Raw genomic sequence first — 18,159 nt, forward strand, 5'->3', positions numbered from 1 at the left:
GCCCCTGCCAGCCTCAGCAATACCAAGGCGCCTCCCCCTCCCGATAGCCGTACCTCTCCCGCGCCGCATCCAGCACCCGCCGCTCCACCCCACCCTGGCGCACCAGGCTGTGCAAGCTGGCCAGCACGATACTGAAGCGATCGACCTCGAAGAAGCGCCGCAACTGCTGGCGGGTGTCACTACGGCCAAAACCGTCAGTCCCAAGCGTCACATAAGGCGCCTGTACATATTCAGCAATCAATTGCGGCCAGGCACGCACATAGTCGGTTGCGGCAATCACCGGCGCATCACCGTCCAGGCAGCGCTGCACATGACTGACATCACCACTGCCCTGCCCCAGCCGGCTGGCGCGATCAACATCCCGTGCCTCCCGCGCCAGCTCGCTGAAGCTGGTGACACTGAACACTTCACTGGCAATTTGCCATTCGCTGGCCAGCAACTCACTGGCGGCAATGACCTCCCGCAGGATCGCCCCGGAGCCCAACAGGCGCACCTGCCCCCGGGCATCCGCCACCTGCTGTTCGACATAACGGTACATGCCGCGCAAGACCTCTTCATGCACCTGCGCCGGCAGGGACGGCTGTGGATAGTTTTCGTTCATCACCGCAACGTAGTGAAACTCGTCGCGCTGTTCGGTGAGCATGCGCCGCGCCGCGTACTCGAGGATCACCGCCAGCTCACCGGCAAAGCAGGGTTCCCAGGCGCGGCAGTTGGGCACCATCGAGGCCATTACCAGGCTAGAGCCGTCCTGGTGCTGCAACCCCTCACCCCCCAGCGTGGTACGCCCGGCCGTTGCCCCCAGCAGCAGGCCACGGGCACGCTGGTCGGCGGCGGCCCAGATCAGGTCACCGACGCGCTGGAAGCCGAACATCGAGTAATAGATGTACACCGGCAGCATCGGCTCGCCATGCACGGCGTAAGACGTTGCCGCTGCCACCCAGGAAGAAATCGCCCCGGCCTCGGTGATACCTTCCTCCAGCAGTTGGCCATCACGCGCTTCCTTGTAGGACAGCAGCGAACCTGCGTCTTCCGGCTCGTAGCACTGCCCTTGAGGCGAGTAGATGCCGATCTGGCGGAACAGACTGGCCATGCCGAAGGTGCGCGCCTCGTCGGCCACTATCGGCACCACCCGCGGCCCCAACTGCGGCGCCTTGAGCCAGGCGCTGAGCATGCGCACGGCGGCCATGGTGGTGGACATTTCCTTGCCCTCGGCCTGCAGGGCGAAGCCGCCCATGGTCTCCAGGGCGGGCACCGGCACCGGGCGCACGTCACTGCGCCGGGCAGGCAGCGGGCCACCCAGGGCGGAGCGACGCTCGCGCAGGTAACGCATTTCCGCGCTGCCTTCGGCCGGCCGATAGAACTGCAACTGCTCGACCTGCGCATCCGACAGCGGCAAATGAAAACGATCACGGAACGCCAGCAAGGCCTGCACGTCGAGTTTCTTGGCCTGGTGCGCGGTCATCCGCGACTCACCGGCGGCACTCATGCCGTAGCCTTTCTTGGTCTTGGCCAGAATGACCGTCGGCCGGCCCTTGCAGGCCTTGGCGGCGGTGAAGGCGGCATACAGCTTGCGAAAGTCGTGGCCACCGCGCTTGAGCGCGTTGATCTCGGCCGAACTCATGTGCTCGACCAGTTTCTGCAAGGCCGGCTGCTGATTGAAAAAGTGCTCGAGGTTGTAGGCGCCATCCTTGGCCCCGAGGTTCTGGAACTGCCCGTCGGGTGTTGCCGCCAACTGACGCAACAGTACGTGCTCGGTGTCACGGGCGAACAGTGCATCCCACTCCGAACCCCAGAGCACCTTGATCACGTTCCAGCCAGCGCCACTGAACAGCGCTTCCAGTTCCTGGATGATCTGGCCGTTGCCTCGCACCGGGCCGTCCAGGCGCTGCAAGTTGCAGTTGACCACGAACGTCAGGTTATCCAGTTGCTCGCGGGCGGCCAGGGTCAGGCCGGCAATGGACTCCGGCTCGTCCATCTCGCCATCGCCGAACACGCCCCAAACATGCCGGGCGCTGGTGTCGAGCAACTGGCGGTTATGCAGATAACGCATGAACCGCGCCTGGTAGATGGCGTTGATCGGCCCGATGCCCATGGAGCCGGTAGGGAACTGCCAGAAGTCGGGCATCAGCCATGGGTGTGGATAAGAACACAGGCCGTTGCCTGCCACTTCCTGGCGGTAGCTGGCCAGTTGCTCTTCGCTCAGGCGGCCTTCGAGAAAGGCCCGGGCATAAATGCCCGGTGCCGAATGCGGCTGGAAAAACACCAGGTCAGCCGTACGCTGTTCAGCGCCCGCTTCGCCGCGAAAGAAATGCTGGAAGCCGACTTCGAAGATCTCCGCTGCCGAAGCGTAACTGGCGATATGCCCCCCCAGGTCGCCATAGGCGTGGTTGGCCCGCATTACCATGGCCAGGGCATTCCAGCGCAGGATGCTGGTGATGCGTTCATCGAGTTCGAGGTCGCCCGGGTAGACGCCCTGCTGCTCCACCGACAAGGTGTTGCGATAGGCCGAAAAGGCCTGGGCGCCGCGTTCCAGGCCCAGCTCACGAGCGTGGGCTTCCAGCTGTTCGAGCAAAAACCGCGCACGCTCCGGGCCGCAGTGCAGCAGGGTCGAATCCAGCGCCTCCAGCCACTCGGCGGTTTCCCCCGGGTCGCTGTCCAGCTGTGGATCACCCAGGCGCCGCGGCACACCTTCGCCAGGCACAAGGTTCATCATTGCCACCATTGCATTGACCTCGTCCGTGAAGGGTTCAGGCGCAGGCCTTGAGCGCCTGTTGGATATCCGCCAGCAGGTCGTCGATGTCCTCAAGGCCCACCGACAGCCTTACCAGCCCTTCGGAAATGCCGTACTGGGCAAGCTCCTCTGGGGTATAGCTGGAATGGGTCATGCTTGCCGGGTGCTGAGCCAGGGACTCGGCGTCACCGAGGCTGACGGCACGGCTGAACAATTGCAGGGCGTTCATGAAACGCCGACCGGCGGTGACGCCACCTTTGAGTTCGAAAGCGATCATGCCGCCGGGCAAGCGCATCTGCCGCTGTGCCAGCTCGTACTGGGCAAAACCGGGCAAGCCGGGGTAACTGATCAGTTCAACTTCTGGCTGTTGCTCCAGGTATTCAGCGATGGTTTGAGCATTGCTGCAATGGCGTTCCATACGCAGGGTCAAGGTTTTCATCCCGCGCATCAGCAAGGCGGCGTCATGGGGCGACAGCACTGCGCCGGTCATGTCCTTCAAGCCTTCCAGACGAATCCGATCAACCAGCGCCTTGCGTCCCACCACCAGACCGGCGGTGATATCGCCATGGCCGCTGAGGTACTTGGTCGCCGAATGCACCACCAGGTCGGCACCCAGCTCCAACGGCCGCTGCAGGTACGGGGTGCAATAGGTATTGTCGACCACGACGCTGATATCGTGCTGGTGCGCAAGCTTGGCCACGGCGGCGATATCGGTCATGTGCATGTTGGGGTTGGCCGGGGTTTCGAAGTAGATCACCCGGGTCCTATCGCTGATCGCAGCGGCCACCGCCTGCAGATCGCTCATGTCGACATGCCGGACCTTGACCCCGAACTCGCCGATGCCATGGTGCAAAAAGGCGAAGGTGCAGCCGTACAGGGTCCGCCCCACCAGTACTTCATCACCGGGACGCAGCAACGTCCAAAGGGTGGCAGTGATCGCGCCCATCCCCGAGGCCAGCGCCAGCCCCGCCTCCCCGCCCTCCAGCGAAGCCATGCGTTGCTCCAGCAGGGCCAGGGTCGGGTTGGAAATGCGGCTATAGAAGTGCCCGGCCTCTTCCCCGGCGAAGCAGGCAGCACCATATTCGACCGTGGGGAAAGCAAAGGTGGCCGTCTGATAGATCGGCGGTACCAGGGCACCATTGTGGTCCAGCGGGTTGTAACCGTGGTGAATGGCGCGGGTGGCAAAACCTGATTTGTTGTTGGTGCCGCTCATGGCAAACAGCCTCTAGTGGTTTGTTATAAGCTTATGCCACTGAGGTGCTGATTTTTTTCCAAATGTAGCCACCCCTTCGGATGGTTATTGACATAAAAACAACGATTTCAGACCACGGAGGGTAAAACATGCCTACGACCATTGATCGCACCGACCGCGCATTGCTCGCGGCCCTGCAGGACAACGCACGGTTGACTGTTTCCGAACTGGCCGACCAGGTCTCGCTGACCACCTCGCCGTGCTGGCGGCGAGTCAAGTTGCTGGAAGAGTCCGGCTACATCACCGGCTACCAGGCCATCCTCTCGCCCAAGGCCCTGGGCTTTGGCGTGACTGCTTTCGTCAGCATCATGATGGACTCGCACACCAAGGAAATGGCCCGCGCCTTCGAGCAGCGGCTGATGGAAATCCCCGAAATCGTCGCCTGCCACAACATCTCCGGGCGCTATGACTTCCTGCTGGAAATCCTTGCGCGGGACCTGGAGTCATTCGGTGAGTTTGCGCGGGAAGTGCTGCAGACCTTGCCGGGGGTGAAGGAGATTTACTCAAGCTTCTCGTTCAAGGCGGTGAAGGAGAAACGGGTGATTCCGGTGTCGGAAAAACATATCTAAGTTCGAGCCGTCATATGCGCGGGACAAGCCCGCTCCCACCCTGTCGGCACGCAACAAAAAACCCCACCGGGGTGGGGTTTCCTGTTCAGCGCGCTAACGCTTAGATCGCGCCACGCTTGCGCAGCAGATCCAGCACCTGCTTGACGCCGTCTTCCAAACTGACGTTCTGGGTGTCGATCACCAGATCCGCATCCAGCGGTACGTCATACGGGAAGCTTTCGCCCGGGATGTTGTCGCCGCCGGCGGCATACAGGCCCTGCGGGTCGCGCTCGCGGCAAGCCAGAGGCGAAGCCTGGACGTAGACGGTGAGCAAGCGTTCCTTGCCGATCAGCGCCTTGGCCTGTTCGCGGCCTTCGGCATCCGGGGCGACGAAGGCGGCCAGGGTCAGCAGGCCGGCCTCGTTGAACTGACGCGCGACATGTGCGGCGCGGCGCCAGTTCTCGGTACGCCCGGCGCGGTCCTGCGGCAGGCCCTTGTTCAGGTCGTGACGCAGGTTCTGGCCATCGAGCACGTACACCGCACGGCCCATGTCGAACAGCTTGCGCTCCACGGCGTAGGCCAGGGTGCTCTTGCCCGCGCCCGAGAGGCCGCTGAACAGCACGGTGGCTGGCTGCTGGCCAAAGCGCAGGGCACGCTCCGCAGTGTCCACGTGGGCCAGCTTGCCGTGCTGGCCGACGGTGCCATGAGGCACAACCGGTGGCGCGATGATCATGCCGGCGCCAACGGTGCCGTTGGTCAGGCGGTCGATGACAATGAAGGCACCGGTGGTGCGGTTGCTGTCATAGCCGTCCAGCGCGATCGGGGCGTCGAGGCTGACCTTGACCTTGCCGATCTCGTTGAGCTGCAGGGCACTGGCAGCGCCCTGCTCCAGGGTATTCACATCGACCTTGTGGGCGATGCTGGCAATCGAGCCCGGCACGTAGCTGGTGGCGCGCTTGATGTCGTATTTCTTGCCCGGCAGCATCGGCTCTTCAGCCATCCACACCAGCATGGCGTCGAACTGGTCGGTCACTGGCGGAACGTTGTCGGCGTGCACCAGCAGGTCGCCGCGGGAGATGTCGATCTCGTCTTCCATGGTCAGGGTCACGGCCTGGCCGGGGCCGGCGTTCTCCAGCTCACCCTCGAAGGTGACGATGGACTTGACCCGGCTGCTCTTGCCCGACGGCAGCACGACGATTTCATCGCCCTTGTGCACCACGCCGCTGGCCAGGGTGCCGGCAAAGCCACGGAAGTTCAGGTTCGGGCGGTTGACGTACTGCACCGGGAAGCGCAGGTCGGTGAAGTTGCGGTCGGCCGCGACTTCGACGGTTTCGAGGATTTCCATCAGCGCCGGCCCCGTGTACCACGGCGAACGCTCGCTGCGGTTGACCACGTTGTCGCCCTTGAGCGCCGACATCGGCACGAAGTGCAGGCTGCTCGGGTTCATGTTGATGGCTTCGGCGAACTTCAGGTAGTCGGCCTTGATGCTCTCGAACACGCCCTCGTCGAAGCCTTTGAGGTCCATCTTGTTGACCGCGACGACGATGTGCTTGATGCCCAGCAACGAGGCAATGTAGCTGTGCCGGCGGGTCTGGGTCTGCACGCCGTAGCGGGCATCGACGAGGATGATCGCCAGGTCGCAGGTCGACGCACCGGTGGCCATGTTGCGGGTGTACTGCTCGTGGCCCGGGGTGTCGGCAATGATGAACTTGCGCTTGGCGGTAGAGAAGTAGCGGTAGGCCACATCGATGGTGATGCCCTGCTCGCGCTCGGCCTGCAGGCCGTCGACCAGCAGCGCCAGGTCGATGTCGTCACCGGTGGTGCCGACTTTCTTCGAATCGCGGGTGATGGCTTCCAGATGATCTTCGTAGATCATCTTCGAGTCGTGCAGCAGGCGCCCGATCAGGGTGCTCTTGCCGTCATCGACGTTACCGCAGGTAAGGAAGCGCAGCAGCTCTTTACGTTCGTGCTGGGCCAGGTAAGCGAGGATGTCCTCGCTGATCAGATCAGATTGGTGGCTCATTACATTCAAGCTCCAAGCTGTAAGCTTCAAGCGGCAAGCTTGTCGGCATACAACTAGTCAGAAATTTTGTTGATCAACCCGCTCAGCATTCTTGAAAGCTCACGAGTCTCTGTAATCCACTCATTCGACAAAGGCTTTGGCAGATAGCCTACCTCTCCCCCGATGATGATCTGCGTACGCAACTCACCGCAGGAAGCCTTGGCAATACACAGATAACGAACCTTTTCTTTTGCCGTTCTCCGTTCCATGCCTTCAGCGATATTCGACGGGATGGAAAGTGCCGCCCGCGTGATCTGATCCTTGAATCCAAGATCCCGGCACACCCTCTGCTGCCTGTAAATCGCTACCGTCAAATCTTTGCTTCTCTGCCAAACAGCAAGCTTCTCAAAGTCCATTGTGAGCACTCTCACGCGCCCACAATGGGGCGGCAGCCGACAAAATCCAGAAGCTACGCATCTTGCTTCTAACTTGCAGCTTGCCGCTTGTAACTTGAAGCTTAGAAGTACCCTTGCCGTTTCTTGTCTTCCATTGAGCCGGCGCCATCGTGGTCGATGACCCGGCCCTGGCGCTCGGAAGTGCGCGTCAGGAGCATTTCCTGAATGATGTCGGTGAGGCTTTCGGCCTCCGACTCCACCGCGCCCGTCAACGGGTAGCAGCCAAGGGTACGGAAACGCACCTTCTTCTTGACGATACGGGCCTTTTCTTCCTCCGAGAGGTGCTCGAGGATGCGCGCATCGTCGATCATGATCAGGGTACCGTTCTTCTCGATCACTTCGCGTTCGGCTGCGAAGTACAGCGGCACGATCGGGATGCCTTCGAGGTAGATGTACTGCCAGATGTCCAGCTCGGTCCAGTTCGACAGCGGGAACACGCGAATCGATTCGCCCTTGTTGACCTTGCCGTTGTACACGTTCCACAGCTCGGGGCGCTGGTTCTTCGGGTCCCAGCGGTGCTTGCTGTCACGGAACGAATAGACGCGCTCCTTGGCCCGCGACTTCTCTTCATCGCGGCGCGCGCCACCGAAGGCAGCATCGAAGCCGTACTTGTCGAGCGCCTGCTTGAGGCCCTCGGTCTTCATGATGTCGGTGTGCTTGGCACTGCCGTGGGTGAACGGGTTGATGCCCTGGGCGACGCCGTCCGGGTTGACGTGAGTGATCAGCTCCAGGCCCATTTCCTCGACCATCTTGTCGCGGAAGCTGTACATCTCCTGGAATTTCCACTGGGTGTCGACGTGCATCACCGGAAATGGCAGCTTGCCCGGGAAGAAGGCCTTGCGCGCCAGGTGCAGCATCACGGCCGAGTCCTTGCCAATCGAGTACAGCATCACCGGGTTATCGAACTCGGCGGCCACCTCACGAATGATGTGGATGCTTTCCGCCTCCAACTGTTTCAAATGCGTCAGTTTGTCGACCATGGTTACTCACGGAAATACGATCTTATGGACGGCCAGCGGGCCGTGTTCGAGCGAGCCACTTTATCACAGCACCCGATTCTATTTAGGCGGCCAACTAGAACGAAACAGTATAAGAATATGCCCTGCCGTTTTAGCTTCAGATCGGGTTCGGGCAGTCGATGAACAGGTGCTCCAGGGCAAAGCGCCGGGCCAGGTAATCGCCCAGCGCCTGCACGCCGTAACGCTCGGTGGCATGGTGGCCGGCGGCGATGAAACTGATGCCGTTCTCGCGGGCGCTGTGGAAGGTCTGCTCGGAGGCTTCGCCACTCAGGTACAGGTCGACTCCGGCGGCAATCGCCTGGTCGATGTAGCCCTGGCCGCCGCCGGTGCACCAGCCGACCCGGCGGATGATCTGCTCGCCTTCGATCAGCAGCGGCTCGCGGCCCATCACGTCCTGCACCTTGCGGGCAAAATCCCGTGCCGACATCGGTTCGGCCAGCGACCCGACCAGGCCGACGACCCGCGGGTTCTCGGGGTCCAGCGGGCCTTCGACGGTGATGTCGAGCTGCCGCGCCAGCTGCACGTTGTTGCCCACTTCCGGGTGCAGGTCCAGCGGCAGGTGGTAGGACAGCAGGCTCAGGTCGTTCTTCAGCAGGGTTTTCAGCCGGCGCTGCTTCATGCCGGTGATGCACGGGTTCTCGCCCTTCCAGAAGTAGCCGTGGTGCACCAGCACCAGGTCGGCATCGGCCTCGACCGCGGCGTCGAGCAATGCCTGGCTGGCAGTGACGCCGCTGACGATGCGGGTCACCTGCGGACGGCCCTCGACCTGCAGGCCGTTGGGGCAGTAGTCCTGGATTTTCGCGCTGCCGAGGTAGCGTTCGGCTTCCTCGACCAGGGTACTCAGGGCAACAGCCATGGAAAGACTCCTCAATTTCGCAGTTCAGCGCGGCCCAAGGCCCCGTATAATGACCGCCATTATGGGCCGTCGCCGGGTTTGGGGAAACCGACGGCAGTTGCCTGGGGGCCGGCATTGTTGGCTTTCGTGACGATTTAGCAGTTCCTGCCCGAGCCCGGGCACAGTATGATCGCGCGCGTTCACGCTCCCAGCTGTCATCGGCCCTCTGCCAACTCCCAGGATTCCTTCAATGTTCAAGGCTTTGCGTTACTTTGGCTGGCCGCTGCTGGTCGGCGTGCTGATCGCCCTGTTGGTCATCCAGCGCTTTCCGCAATGGGTCGGCCTGCCCAGCCAGGACGTCAACCTGCAACAGGCGCCGCAGACCACGCGGATCATGCAGGGGCCGGTGTCCTACGCCGACGCCGTGAGCATCGCCGCCCCGGCGGTGGCCAACCTGTACACCACCAAAGTGGTCAACAAGACCGCCCACCCACTGTTCGAAGACCCGCAGTTCCGCCGCTTCTTCGGTGACAACCTGCCCAAGCAGCGCCGTTGGGAATCGAGCCTGGGTTCGGCAGTGATCATGAGCCCGGAAGGCTACCTGCTGACCAACAACCACGTGACCTCCGGTGCCGACCAGATCGTGGTGGCGCTCAAGGACGGCCGCGAAACCCTGGCTCGGGTGATCGGCAGCGACCCGGAAACCGACCTCGCGGTACTGAAGATCGACCTGAAGAACCTGCCGTCGATCACCATCGGCCGCTCCGACAACATCCATATCGGCGACGTCGCCCTGGCCATCGGCAACCCCTTCGGTGTCGGCCAGACCGTGACCATGGGCATCATCAGCGCCACCGGGCGCAACCAGCTGGGCCTGAACAACTACGAAGACTTCATCCAGACCGACGCCGCGATCAACCCGGGCAACTCCGGTGGCGCGCTGGTCGATGCCAACGGCAACCTTACCGGCATCAACACGGCAATCTTCTCCAAGTCCGGCGGTTCGCAAGGCATCGGCTTTGCCATCCCGACCAAACTGGCGCTGGAGGTAATGAAGTCGATCATCGAGCACGGCCAGGTGATCCGTGGCTGGCTGGGTATCGAGGTGCAGCCGCTGAGCCAGGAACTGGCAGAGTCGTTCGGCATGCAGGGGCGCCCGGGGATCGTCGTGGCGGGGATTTTCCGTGATGGCCCGGCGCAGAAGGCCGGCCTGGAGCTGGGTGACGTGATCCTGAGCATCAACGGCGAGCCGGCTGGCGATGGCCGTCGCTCGATGAACCAGGTGGCGCGGATCAAGCCTAACGACAAGGTGGCGATCCAGGTCATGCGCAACGGCAAGGAGCTCAAGCTGACCGCCGAGATTGGCTTGCGTCCACCGCCGGCACTTGCTGCCAAAGAAGAAAACTGACCTTCTACCAAGAAGCGGGGCTGTTTCACAACCCATCGCCGGCAAGGCCGGCTCCCACCGCCGAACCTGTGGGAGCCGGCCTTGCCGGCGATGGGCTGCAAAGCAGCCCCAATGGGTCAGTGCAGAATCTGGCTCAAGAACAACTTGGTCCGCTCATTCTGCGGCCGGTCGAAGAAGTCGTCCGGTGCTGCCTGCTCGACAATCTCACCCTTGTCCATGAAGATCACCCGGTTCGCCACGGTGCGGGCAAAGCCCATCTCGTGGGTCACGCAGAGCATGGTCATGCCGTCTTCCGCCAGGCCAACCATGGTATCGAGCACTTCCTTGACCATCTCCGGGTCCAGCGCCGAAGTCGGTTCGTCGAACAGCATGATCTTCGGCTTCATGCACAGCGCCCGGGCAATCGCGACCCGTTGCTGCTGACCACCGGAAAGCTGCCCCGGAAACTTGTTGGCCTGCTCCGGAATACGCACCCGCTCAAGATAGTGCATGGCGATTTCCTCGGCCTTGCGCTTGGGCATCTTGCGCACCCACATCGGCGCCAGGGTGCAGTTCTGCAGGATGGTCAGGTGCGGGAACAGGTTGAAATGCTGGAACACCATGCCGACTTCGCGGCGGATCGCTTCGATCTGCTTGAGGTCGTTGGTCAGCTCCACGCCATCGACGACGATGCGCCCCTGCTGGTGCTCTTCCAGGCGGTTGAGGCAACGGATGGTGGTCGACTTGCCCGAGCCCGACGGCCCGCACAGCACGATACGCTCGCCCTGACGGACATTCAGGTTGATGTCCTTGAGCACGTGGAACTGGCCGTACCACTTGTTCACGCCCTGCATCTGAATAATGCCTTCAGGGCTCACAGGCTGTTTGATCGCTTCACTCATGGGAACACTCCTAACGCTTGTGGCCTGTGTCCAGCTTGTGCTCCAGATGCATGGAGTAGCGGGACATACCGAAACAGAAAATCCAGAAAACCAGGGCGGCGAATACATAGCCCTCGGTCGCCATGCCCAGCCAGGTCGGGTCGGCAGCGGCCTGCTTGACGCTGTTGAGCAGGTCGAAGAGGCCGATGATGATCACCAGGCTCGTGTCCTTGAACAGGGCAATGAAGGTGTTGACGATGCCGGGGATCACCAGCTTCAGGGCTTGCGGCAGAATCACCAGGCCCATCGAACGCCAGTAGCCCAGGCCCATGGCCGCAGCAGCTTCGTACTGGCCCTTGGGAATGGCCTGCAAGCCGCCGCGCACCACCTCGGCGATGTACGCCGACTGGAACAGGATCACCCCGATCATGGCCCGCAGCAGCTTGTCGAAGCTCATGCCTTCGGGCAGGAACAACGGCAGCATCACCGAGGACATGAACAGCACGGTAATCAGCGGCACGCCGCGCCAGAACTCGATGAAGGTCACGCAAACCACCTTCACCGCCGGCATGTTCGAACGCCGCCCCAGCGCCAGCAAGATCCCCAGCGGCAAGGCACCGACGATGCCCACGGTGGCGATCACCAGGGTCAGCATCAACCCGCCCCACTGGTTGGTCGGTACCGTGGCCAGGCCCAGGTAGCCGCCGTGCAGCAGGGTGTAGGCGACGATCGGGTACAGCACCAGGAAGCCCAGGCCGTAAACCGCCTTGCGCGGGAAGCGCGAGATGAACAACGGCGCAGCGCCGATGACCGCTAGCCAGACAGTCAGATCGACACGCCAGCGCAGCTCGCTCGGGTAGTAGCCGTACATGAACTGACCGAAGCGCTGCTGGATGAACACCCAGCAGGCGCCCTCCTTGGTGCAGTCGGCGCGGGTAGTGCCGACCCAGTTGGCGTCGAAGATCGACCACTGCAGCAGCGGCGGTACGATCAGCCACACCAGGTACACGGCCAACAGCGTCAGCAGGGTGTTGAGCCAGCTGGAGAACAGGTTGGCGCGCATCCAGGCCATCACGCCGACGGCTTTGACCGGTGGCGGCATATCAGGTTTGAAAACATGGGTACTCATGCGCTTGTCCTCACCGCTCGATCAGCGCAATGCGCTTGTTGTACCAGTTCATCAGCAGGGAAATGCTGATGCTGATGGCCAGATAGACGCTCATGGTGATGGCGATCACCTCGATGGCCTGACCGGTCTGGTTGAGCACGGTACCGGCGAACAGCGAGACCATTTCCGGGTAGCCGATACCGGCCGCCAGCGACGAGTTCTTCGCCAGGTTCAGGTACTGGCTGGTCAGCGGCGGGATGATCACCCGCAGGGCCTGGGGAATGATCACCTTGCGCAGCGTCGGCCCTTCGCGCAGGCCCAGGGAACGGGCCGCTTCGGTCTGGCCGTAGCTCACCGAACGGATGCCCGAACGCACGATCTCGGCGATAAAGGCTGCGGTGTAGATGGTCAGCGCCAGGGTCAGGGCCAGCAGTTCCGGGATCAGCACCCAGCCGCCGACGAAGTTGAAGCCCTTGAGCTGCGGCATTTCCCAGTGCACCGGCGCGCCGAACAGCAGCACGCACAGCGCCGGAATACCGAAGAACAGGAACAGGCCGACCCAGAATTTGTGGAACGGCTCGCCGGTGGCCTCAAAGCGCCGGTTGGCCAGGCGCACCATCACCACAATGGCAATGATGGCCAGCCCCACGGCGACGACGAATGGCCAGAATCCTTCGGCCATGGAAGCACCGGGCATGTTCAGGCCCCGGTTGCTGATAAAGAAGGTGTCGTTGAGATTGATGCTACCCCGCGGTCCCGGCAGGGTCAGGAACACCGCGAAGTACCAGAACAGGATCTGCAGCAGCGGTGGAATGTTACGGAAAGTCTCGACATACACCGTGGCCAGCTTGCTGATCATCCAGTTCGGTGACAGTCGCGCCACACCGATGATGAAGCCCAGCAGGGTCGCGAGGATGATGCCGATGAAGGTTACCAGCAGGGTGTTGAGCAGGCCGATGACGAAGACCCGCGCATAACTGTCCTGTTCGGTATAGGGAATCAGGTGCTGGGCGATGCCAAAGCCGGCACTGCGTTCAAGGAAGTCGAAGCCCGAAGTGATCCCGCGGTGTTGCAGGTTGGTCTGGGTATTGTGAAACAGGTACCAGCCCAGACCGACCACCGCGACCACGGTGAGGATCTGGAACAGCCACGCACGCACACGTGGATCGCTCAGGGATAGTCCCTTGGGTGCGCCGATATTATTTTGCATGTAATGCCCCGAAAGGAAGGGAACCGAACAGCCTGCGGCGGCCGAATGCCGCCGCAGGCTGCAAGCGTCAGCGCACCGGTGGCGCGTACTGGATGCCGCCGTTGTTCCACAGGGCGTTCAGACCGCGGTCGATTTGCAGTGGGGTTTCCTTGCCCAGGTTTTTCTCGAAGACTTCACCGTAGTTGCCGACCTGCTTGACGATCTGTACTACCCAGTCCTTCGGCAGTTTCAGGTCTTTGCCGTACTCGCCATCGGCGCCGAGCATACGGGCCACGTCAGGGTTCTTGGTGGCCTTGGCTTCGGCTTCGACGTTTTTCGAGCTGATGCCCATCTCTTCGGCGTTGAGCATGGCGAACAGGGTCCACTTGACGATGCTGAACCACTCTTCATCGCCTTTGCGCACTACCGGGCCCAGCGGCTCCTTGGAGATGGTCTCTGGCAGTACCACGTAGTCAGCCGGGGCGGCCAGCTTGGAGCGCTGTGCGTAGAGCTGCGACTTGTCGGAGGTCAGCACGTCGCAACGGCCGGATTCCAGCGACTTGGCGCTCTCGTCGGAAGTGTCGAAGGTGATCGGGGTGTACTTCAGGCCATTGGCGCGGAAGTAGTCGGAGACGTTGAGCTCGGTGGTGGTACCGGCCTGGATGCAGATGGTTGCCCCGTCCAGTTCCTTGGCGCTGGAAACACCCAGCTTCTTGTTGACCAGGAAACCGATGCCGTCGTAGTAGGTAACACCGGCGAACACCAGGCCCATGCCGGCGTCGCGGGAGCTGGTCCAGGTGGTGTTGCGCGACAGCACGTCGACTTCACCGGACTGCAGCGCAGTGAAGCGCTCCTTGGCGTTGAGCTGGCTGAACTTGACCTTCTTGGCGTCGCCGAACACTGCAGCAGCCACCGCGCGGCAGACGTCAGCGTCGATACCGACGATGTTGCCCTTGGCATCCGGAACCGAGAAGCCCGGCAGGCCATCACTGACGCCACATTGAACGAATCCCTTCTTCTGTACTGCGTCCAGGGTCGCACCTGCCTGTGCGAAACCACTGATACCCAACGCGGTAGCAGCGGTAACCACTGCCAGTGTGGATTTCAACATCTTCATTCAAACCTCCGGTTTTGCTCTTGTTGTGTGAGCCGGGATTGCACCGCACCCTTATGAGGCGCATCCGACCCGTGTTGGCTTGTTTTTGGGTCAATTGGCGCAATGCGCTGTTCTGTGACAGCCTTGGGGACCGCTAACGGGTGTTACCGTCCAAAACGTGTAACCTCGCATCAGGAGTTTCATAGCAAAGCGCGTACCACACTGAAGGGCTAAAGCGTTTCAGTTAACGTCAAGAGGAAAACTTGCAACGTTGCGACAGGTTTTTCCCGGATTTACCCGACGCGCCTTCATTTCATGCACGCAAACAAGAGCGCGCGCACACTTTCGGAGCAGTCATGACCCACCCGCTGATTCTCGAACCACAAAAAACCACTGATGCCTGTGTGATCTGGTTGCACGGCCTGGGGGCCGACCGTTACGACTTCATGCCGGTGGCCGAAGCCCTGCAGGAAGTGCTGCTGACCACCCGCTTCGTCATGCCCCAGGCGCCCACCCGGCCAGTGACCATCAACGGCGGCTATGCAATGCCCAGCTGGTATGACATCAAGGCCATGAGCCCGGCGCGGGCCATTGATGAAGAGCAGCTGCAGGAATCGGCCGAGCAGGTGATAGAACTGATCAAGGCCGAACAGGCAAAAGGCGTGGCCCTGTCGCGCATCATCCTCGCCGGCTTCTCCCAGGGCGGCGCGGTGGTACTGCACACGGCCTATATAAAGTGGCAAGAAGCCCTGGGCGGTGTACTGGCGCTTTCGACCTATGCCCCGACCTTCGCCCAGGAACGCGAACTGAGCGCCTGTCAGCAACGGACCCCGGCCCTGTGCCTGCACGGTGTTTATGATCCCGTGGTGCTGCCGGCGATGGGCCGAACCGCCTTCGAGCACCTCCAGCATTGGGGCGTCAACGCCGAGTGGAAGGAATACCCGATGGAACACGCGGTGCTACCTGAGGAAATCAGCGATATCGGCGAGTGGCTGATCAAACGCCTGCGCTAAATGCAGAGTTCCCTGTAGTTGTCAGTGCAATCCACTACGCCGCGCCCGATTCTTGCATTACACTGCCCGGCGTACATTCCTTAACCAATTGATGAGATGACCGTGCTCAAAGCACTCAAGAAGATGTTCGGCAAGAGCGAGGTTGAGCAACTCGCCACCGAAACCGCTGCCCCCGTGATGCAGCCGCCCGCAGCACTCCAGGCCCCTGCCCCGTCGGCTCCGCTCAAGACCGAGGCCGCAGCCCCTGCACCGGCCCCGGCCCGCGCCAAGAAACCGGCCGAGGCCAAGCCGCGCCGTGAGCGCAAGCCAAAACCCGCAGCCTCCACCTGGAAGCTGGAAGACTTCGCCGTCGAGCCGCAGGAAGGCAAGACCCGTTTCCATGACTTCAAGCTCTCGCCCGAGCTGATGCATGCGATCCACGACCTCGGCTTCCCTTACTGCACGCCGATCCAGGCCCAGGTCCTGGGCTACACCCTGCGCGGCAAAGACGCCATCGGCCGGGCCCAGACCGGTACCGGCAAGACCGCGGCCTTCCTGATCTCGATCATCACCCAGCTGCAGCAGACCCCGCCGCCGAAAGAGCGCTACATGGGCGAACCACGGGCACTGATCATCGCCCCGACCCGCGAGCTGGTGGTACAGATCGCCAAGGACGCCGCGGCGCTGACCAAATACACCGGCCTCAACGTCATGACCTTCGTCGGCGGCATGGACTTCGACAAGCAGCTCAAGGCCCTCGAAGCCCGCCACTGCGACATCCTGGTGGCCACCCCGGGCCGCTTGCTGGACTTCAACCAGCGCGGCGAAGCACACCTGGACATGGTCGAGGTGCTGGTACTGGACGAGGCTGACCGCATGCTCGACATGGGCTTCATCCCCCAGGTGCGGCAGATCATCCGCCAGACCCCACCCAAGAGCGAACGCCAGACCCTGCTGTTCTCGGCAACCTTCACCGAAGACGTGATGAACCTGGCCAAGCAGTGGACCACCGACCCTGCCATCGTCGAGATCGAGCCGGAGAACGTTGCCAGCGAAACCGTCGAGCAGCACGTCTATGCCGTGGCCGGCAGCGACAAGTACAAGCTGCTGTACAACCTGGTGACCGAGAACAAGTGGGAACGGGTGATGGTCTTTGCCAACCGCAAGGACGAAGTACGGCGCATCGAAGAACGCCTGGTGCGCGACGGTGTCAACGCCGCCCAGCTGTCGGGCGACGTACCGCAGCACAAGCGCATCAAGACCCTCGAGAGCTTCCGCGAAGGGCGCATCACCGTGCTGGTGGCCACCGACGTGGCTGGCCGCGGGATCCACATCGACGGTATCAGCCATGTGATCAACTTCACCCTGCCGGAAGACCCGGACGACTACGTGCACCGCATCGGCCGTACCGGTCGTGCCGGCACCAGCGGCGTGTCGATCAGCTTTGCCGGTGAAGATGACTCCTACCAGCTGCCGGCCATCGAGGAGCTGCTGGGACGCAAGATCAGCTGCGAGATGCCGCCGACCGAGCTGCTCAAGCCGGTACCGCGCAAGCATCACTGATTGCGTTGAGCCTATCGCGGGGCACGCCCGCTCCTACCCCATCCGGTAGGAGCGGGCGTGCCCCGCGATGCTTTTTACACCGCCCTATATTGCCCAAATAAACTAAAAGTCCATAATAGACAAAATAGTTCATTTGGAGCTTCGCATGTCTGCGCCTCTCGTCATCGATCAACAGCACGCTCGCCAACTGCTCGCCCAGGTGGATGTCCCGCAGATCCTGCGCAACCTGTTCCGTGACCTGGCGGCCGGGCAGGCAGTGCAACCGCCCCAGCAACTGGTGGAGTTCCCGGCCGGCAAGGGCGACTTCATCAACTACGGCGGCGTACTGGCCGAAGAGCGCGTGTACGGCGTCAAGACCTCGCCCTACATCGTCCGCGAACAGGGTCCGCTGGTCACCGCCTGGACCCTGCTGATGTCCATGGACAGCGGCCAACCGCTGATGCTCTGCGATGCCGGCGAATTGACCAGCGCCCGCACCGCCGCCACCACCGCCGTGGCCGTCGATGCCCTGGCCGCAACTGACGCCCGGCGCCTGACCCTGATCGGCAGCGGCCCGATCGCCCGCGCGCACCTGCATTACGCCCGCGGCCTGCGCGAGTGGCAGGACATCCGCCTGTATTCGCCAAGCCTGGGCGAACAGACGGCCGAGCAGCGCCAGGCCCTGACCGATCTCGATCCACGCCTGGTGCTGAGTGAGAGCCTGGAGCAGGCAGTGATGGATGCCGACGTGATCCTGCTGTGCACCTCCTCGGCCAGCCCGGTGCTCGACCCGCGCCAGCTGAGCAAGCCTGCGCTGATCACCTCGATCAGCACCAACGCCGTGCGCGCTCATGAAGTGCCGCCAGCGACCCTGAACGAGATGGACGTCTACTGCGACTACCGGGTAACCACCCCAGGCAGCGCCGGTGAGATGCGCATCGCCGCCGAGCAACATGGCTGGCAAGCCGAAGCGATCGTCGGCGACCTGGCGCAATTGATCAGTGGTACCGCGAAAAAACCGGACTACCAGCGCCATGCCTTCTTCCGCTCCATCGGCCTGGGCCTGGAAGACATCGCCCTGGCCAACGCCCTGTACCGCCTGCAACGCGCCGACTGAGGAAA

Annotated in this window: 15 protein-coding genes; 5 read left to right on the forward strand and 10 right to left on the reverse strand. The window is 62.3% G+C overall.

What is annotated here, in order from left to right; genetic code table 11:
* Positions 1–13: 13 nt before the first annotated feature.
* Together mdeB and LOY45_RS22010 are read right to left on the reverse strand one after the other, a co-directional pair.
* Positions 14–2,710 carry an alpha-ketoglutarate dehydrogenase gene (mdeB, locus tag LOY45_RS22005; protein WP_167458862.1) on the reverse strand — a complete coding sequence of 899 codons (2,697 nt, stop codon included), beginning with the start codon at positions 2,708–2,710 and terminating at the stop codon, positions 14–16.
* A gap of 37 nt (positions 2,711–2,747) precedes the next feature.
* The gene (locus LOY45_RS22010; RefSeq protein WP_134061424.1) at positions 2,748–3,944 is read right to left on the reverse strand and encodes a methionine gamma-lyase; all 1,197 of its coding nucleotides are present in this window, start codon (positions 3,942–3,944) and stop codon (positions 2,748–2,750) included.
* A 128-nt stretch (positions 3,945–4,072) separates the two neighbouring features.
* On the opposite strand from LOY45_RS22010, the gene LOY45_RS22015 reads away from it, so the two are divergent.
* On the forward strand, positions 4,073–4,552 hold the full coding sequence (locus LOY45_RS22015) for an Lrp/AsnC family transcriptional regulator (RefSeq protein WP_134061423.1): 480 nt from the start codon (positions 4,073–4,075) through the stop codon (positions 4,550–4,552).
* A 100-nt stretch (positions 4,553–4,652) separates the two neighbouring features.
* On the opposite strand, the gene cysN is transcribed toward LOY45_RS22015, so the two are convergent.
* The 4 genes from cysN to LOY45_RS22035 form a co-directional block, all read right to left on the reverse strand.
* Positions 4,653–6,554 (reverse strand): sulfate adenylyltransferase subunit CysN, encoded by a 1,902-nt coding sequence (cysN, locus tag LOY45_RS22020; protein ID WP_115085408.1) that lies wholly within the window; start codon positions 6,552–6,554, stop codon positions 4,653–4,655.
* A gap of 53 nt (positions 6,555–6,607) precedes the next feature.
* The gene (locus LOY45_RS22025) at positions 6,608–6,949 is read right to left on the reverse strand and encodes a four helix bundle protein (protein ID WP_010220745.1); all 342 of its coding nucleotides are present in this window, start codon (positions 6,947–6,949) and stop codon (positions 6,608–6,610) included.
* Between the two features lie 101 nt (positions 6,950–7,050).
* Positions 7,051–7,968 (reverse strand): sulfate adenylyltransferase subunit CysD, encoded by a 918-nt coding sequence (gene cysD, locus LOY45_RS22030; protein WP_038998836.1) that lies wholly within the window; start codon positions 7,966–7,968, stop codon positions 7,051–7,053.
* Positions 7,969–8,104: 136 nt separating this feature from the next.
* Entirely contained in the window at positions 8,105–8,863 is a 759-nt protein-coding gene (locus LOY45_RS22035) for a Nif3-like dinuclear metal center hexameric protein (RefSeq protein WP_115085407.1), read from the reverse strand.
* Positions 8,864–9,092: 229 nt separating this feature from the next.
* Here LOY45_RS22035 and algW point away from each other — a divergent pair, with 229 nt between their 5' ends.
* A complete protein-coding gene (gene algW, locus LOY45_RS22040) occupies positions 9,093–10,250 on the forward strand; it encodes a Do family serine endopeptidase AlgW (RefSeq protein ID WP_100782540.1) in 1,158 nt (385 codons plus the stop codon).
* A gap of 116 nt (positions 10,251–10,366) precedes the next feature.
* On the opposite strand, the gene LOY45_RS22045 is transcribed toward algW, so the two are convergent.
* The 4 genes from LOY45_RS22045 to LOY45_RS22060 form a co-directional block, all read right to left on the reverse strand.
* Positions 10,367–11,131 carry an amino acid ABC transporter ATP-binding protein gene (locus LOY45_RS22045; protein WP_010220739.1) on the reverse strand — a complete coding sequence of 255 codons (765 nt, stop codon included), beginning with the start codon at positions 11,129–11,131 and terminating at the stop codon, positions 10,367–10,369.
* A 10-nt stretch (positions 11,132–11,141) separates the two neighbouring features.
* The gene (locus LOY45_RS22050) at positions 11,142–12,239 is read right to left on the reverse strand and encodes an amino acid ABC transporter permease (protein ID WP_115085405.1); all 1,098 of its coding nucleotides are present in this window, start codon (positions 12,237–12,239) and stop codon (positions 11,142–11,144) included.
* Positions 12,240–12,249: 10 nt separating this feature from the next.
* Positions 12,250–13,428: an amino acid ABC transporter permease gene (locus LOY45_RS22055; protein WP_115085404.1), complete on the reverse strand. Its 1,179-nt coding sequence runs from the start codon at positions 13,426–13,428 to the stop codon at positions 12,250–12,252.
* A gap of 67 nt (positions 13,429–13,495) precedes the next feature.
* Positions 13,496–14,524, reverse strand: coding sequence for an amino acid ABC transporter substrate-binding protein (locus tag LOY45_RS22060; RefSeq protein WP_038998832.1), 1,029 nt, complete (start codon positions 14,522–14,524; stop codon positions 13,496–13,498).
* A 335-nt stretch (positions 14,525–14,859) separates the two neighbouring features.
* Here LOY45_RS22060 and LOY45_RS22065 point away from each other — a divergent pair, with 335 nt between their 5' ends.
* From LOY45_RS22065 to LOY45_RS22075, 3 genes are all read left to right on the forward strand, one after another.
* Complete coding sequence (locus LOY45_RS22065) at positions 14,860–15,516, forward strand: alpha/beta hydrolase (protein WP_134061416.1); 657 nt, start codon at positions 14,860–14,862, stop codon at positions 15,514–15,516.
* Between the two features lie 102 nt (positions 15,517–15,618).
* Positions 15,619–17,058, forward strand: a complete 1,440-nt coding sequence (rhlB, locus tag LOY45_RS22070; RefSeq protein WP_420832707.1) for an ATP-dependent RNA helicase RhlB — start codon at positions 15,619–15,621, stop codon at positions 17,056–17,058.
* A gap of 145 nt (positions 17,059–17,203) precedes the next feature.
* Positions 17,204–18,154 carry an ornithine cyclodeaminase family protein gene (locus tag LOY45_RS22075; RefSeq protein ID WP_115085400.1) on the forward strand — a complete coding sequence of 317 codons (951 nt, stop codon included), beginning with the start codon at positions 17,204–17,206 and terminating at the stop codon, positions 18,152–18,154.
* Positions 18,155–18,159: the final 5 nt, after the last annotated feature.

It is taken from the genome of Pseudomonas wadenswilerensis, assembly GCF_024749185.1.
GTDB lineage: Bacteria > Pseudomonadota > Gammaproteobacteria > Pseudomonadales > Pseudomonadaceae > Aquipseudomonas > Aquipseudomonas wadenswilerensis.

Excerpts from the sequence above, each read along its gene's own strand:
- LOY45_RS22035 (WP_115085407.1), bottom strand. The coding sequence starts at position 8,863 with ATGGCTGTTGCCCTGAGTACCCTGGTCGAGGAAGCCGAACGCTACCTC.
- LOY45_RS22010 (WP_134061424.1), bottom strand. The coding sequence starts at position 3,944 with ATGAGCGGCACCAACAACAAATCAGGTTTTGCCACCCGCGCCATTCAC.
- LOY45_RS22045 (WP_010220739.1), bottom strand. The coding sequence starts at position 11,131 with ATGAGTGAAGCGATCAAACAGCCTGTGAGCCCTGAAGGCATTATTCAG.
- LOY45_RS22055 (WP_115085404.1), bottom strand. The coding sequence starts at position 13,428 with ATGCAAAATAATATCGGCGCACCCAAGGGACTATCCCTGAGCGATCCA.
- cysD (WP_038998836.1), bottom strand. The coding sequence starts at position 7,968 with ATGGTCGACAAACTGACGCATTTGAAACAGTTGGAGGCGGAAAGCATC.
- LOY45_RS22060 (WP_038998832.1), bottom strand. The coding sequence starts at position 14,524 with ATGAAGATGTTGAAATCCACACTGGCAGTGGTTACCGCTGCTACCGCG.
- mdeB (WP_167458862.1), bottom strand. The coding sequence starts at position 2,710 with ATGAACCTTGTGCCTGGCGAAGGTGTGCCGCGGCGCCTGGGTGATCCA.
- LOY45_RS22050 (WP_115085405.1), bottom strand. The coding sequence starts at position 12,239 with ATGAGTACCCATGTTTTCAAACCTGATATGCCGCCACCGGTCAAAGCC.
- LOY45_RS22075 (WP_115085400.1), top strand. The coding sequence starts at position 17,204 with ATGTCTGCGCCTCTCGTCATCGATCAACAGCACGCTCGCCAACTGCTC.
- cysN (WP_115085408.1), bottom strand. The coding sequence starts at position 6,554 with ATGAGCCACCAATCTGATCTGATCAGCGAGGACATCCTCGCTTACCTG.
- LOY45_RS22015 (WP_134061423.1), top strand. The coding sequence starts at position 4,073 with ATGCCTACGACCATTGATCGCACCGACCGCGCATTGCTCGCGGCCCTG.
- algW (WP_100782540.1), top strand. The coding sequence starts at position 9,093 with ATGTTCAAGGCTTTGCGTTACTTTGGCTGGCCGCTGCTGGTCGGCGTG.
- LOY45_RS22025 (WP_010220745.1), bottom strand. The coding sequence starts at position 6,949 with ATGGACTTTGAGAAGCTTGCTGTTTGGCAGAGAAGCAAAGATTTGACG.
- LOY45_RS22065 (WP_134061416.1), top strand. The coding sequence starts at position 14,860 with ATGACCCACCCGCTGATTCTCGAACCACAAAAAACCACTGATGCCTGT.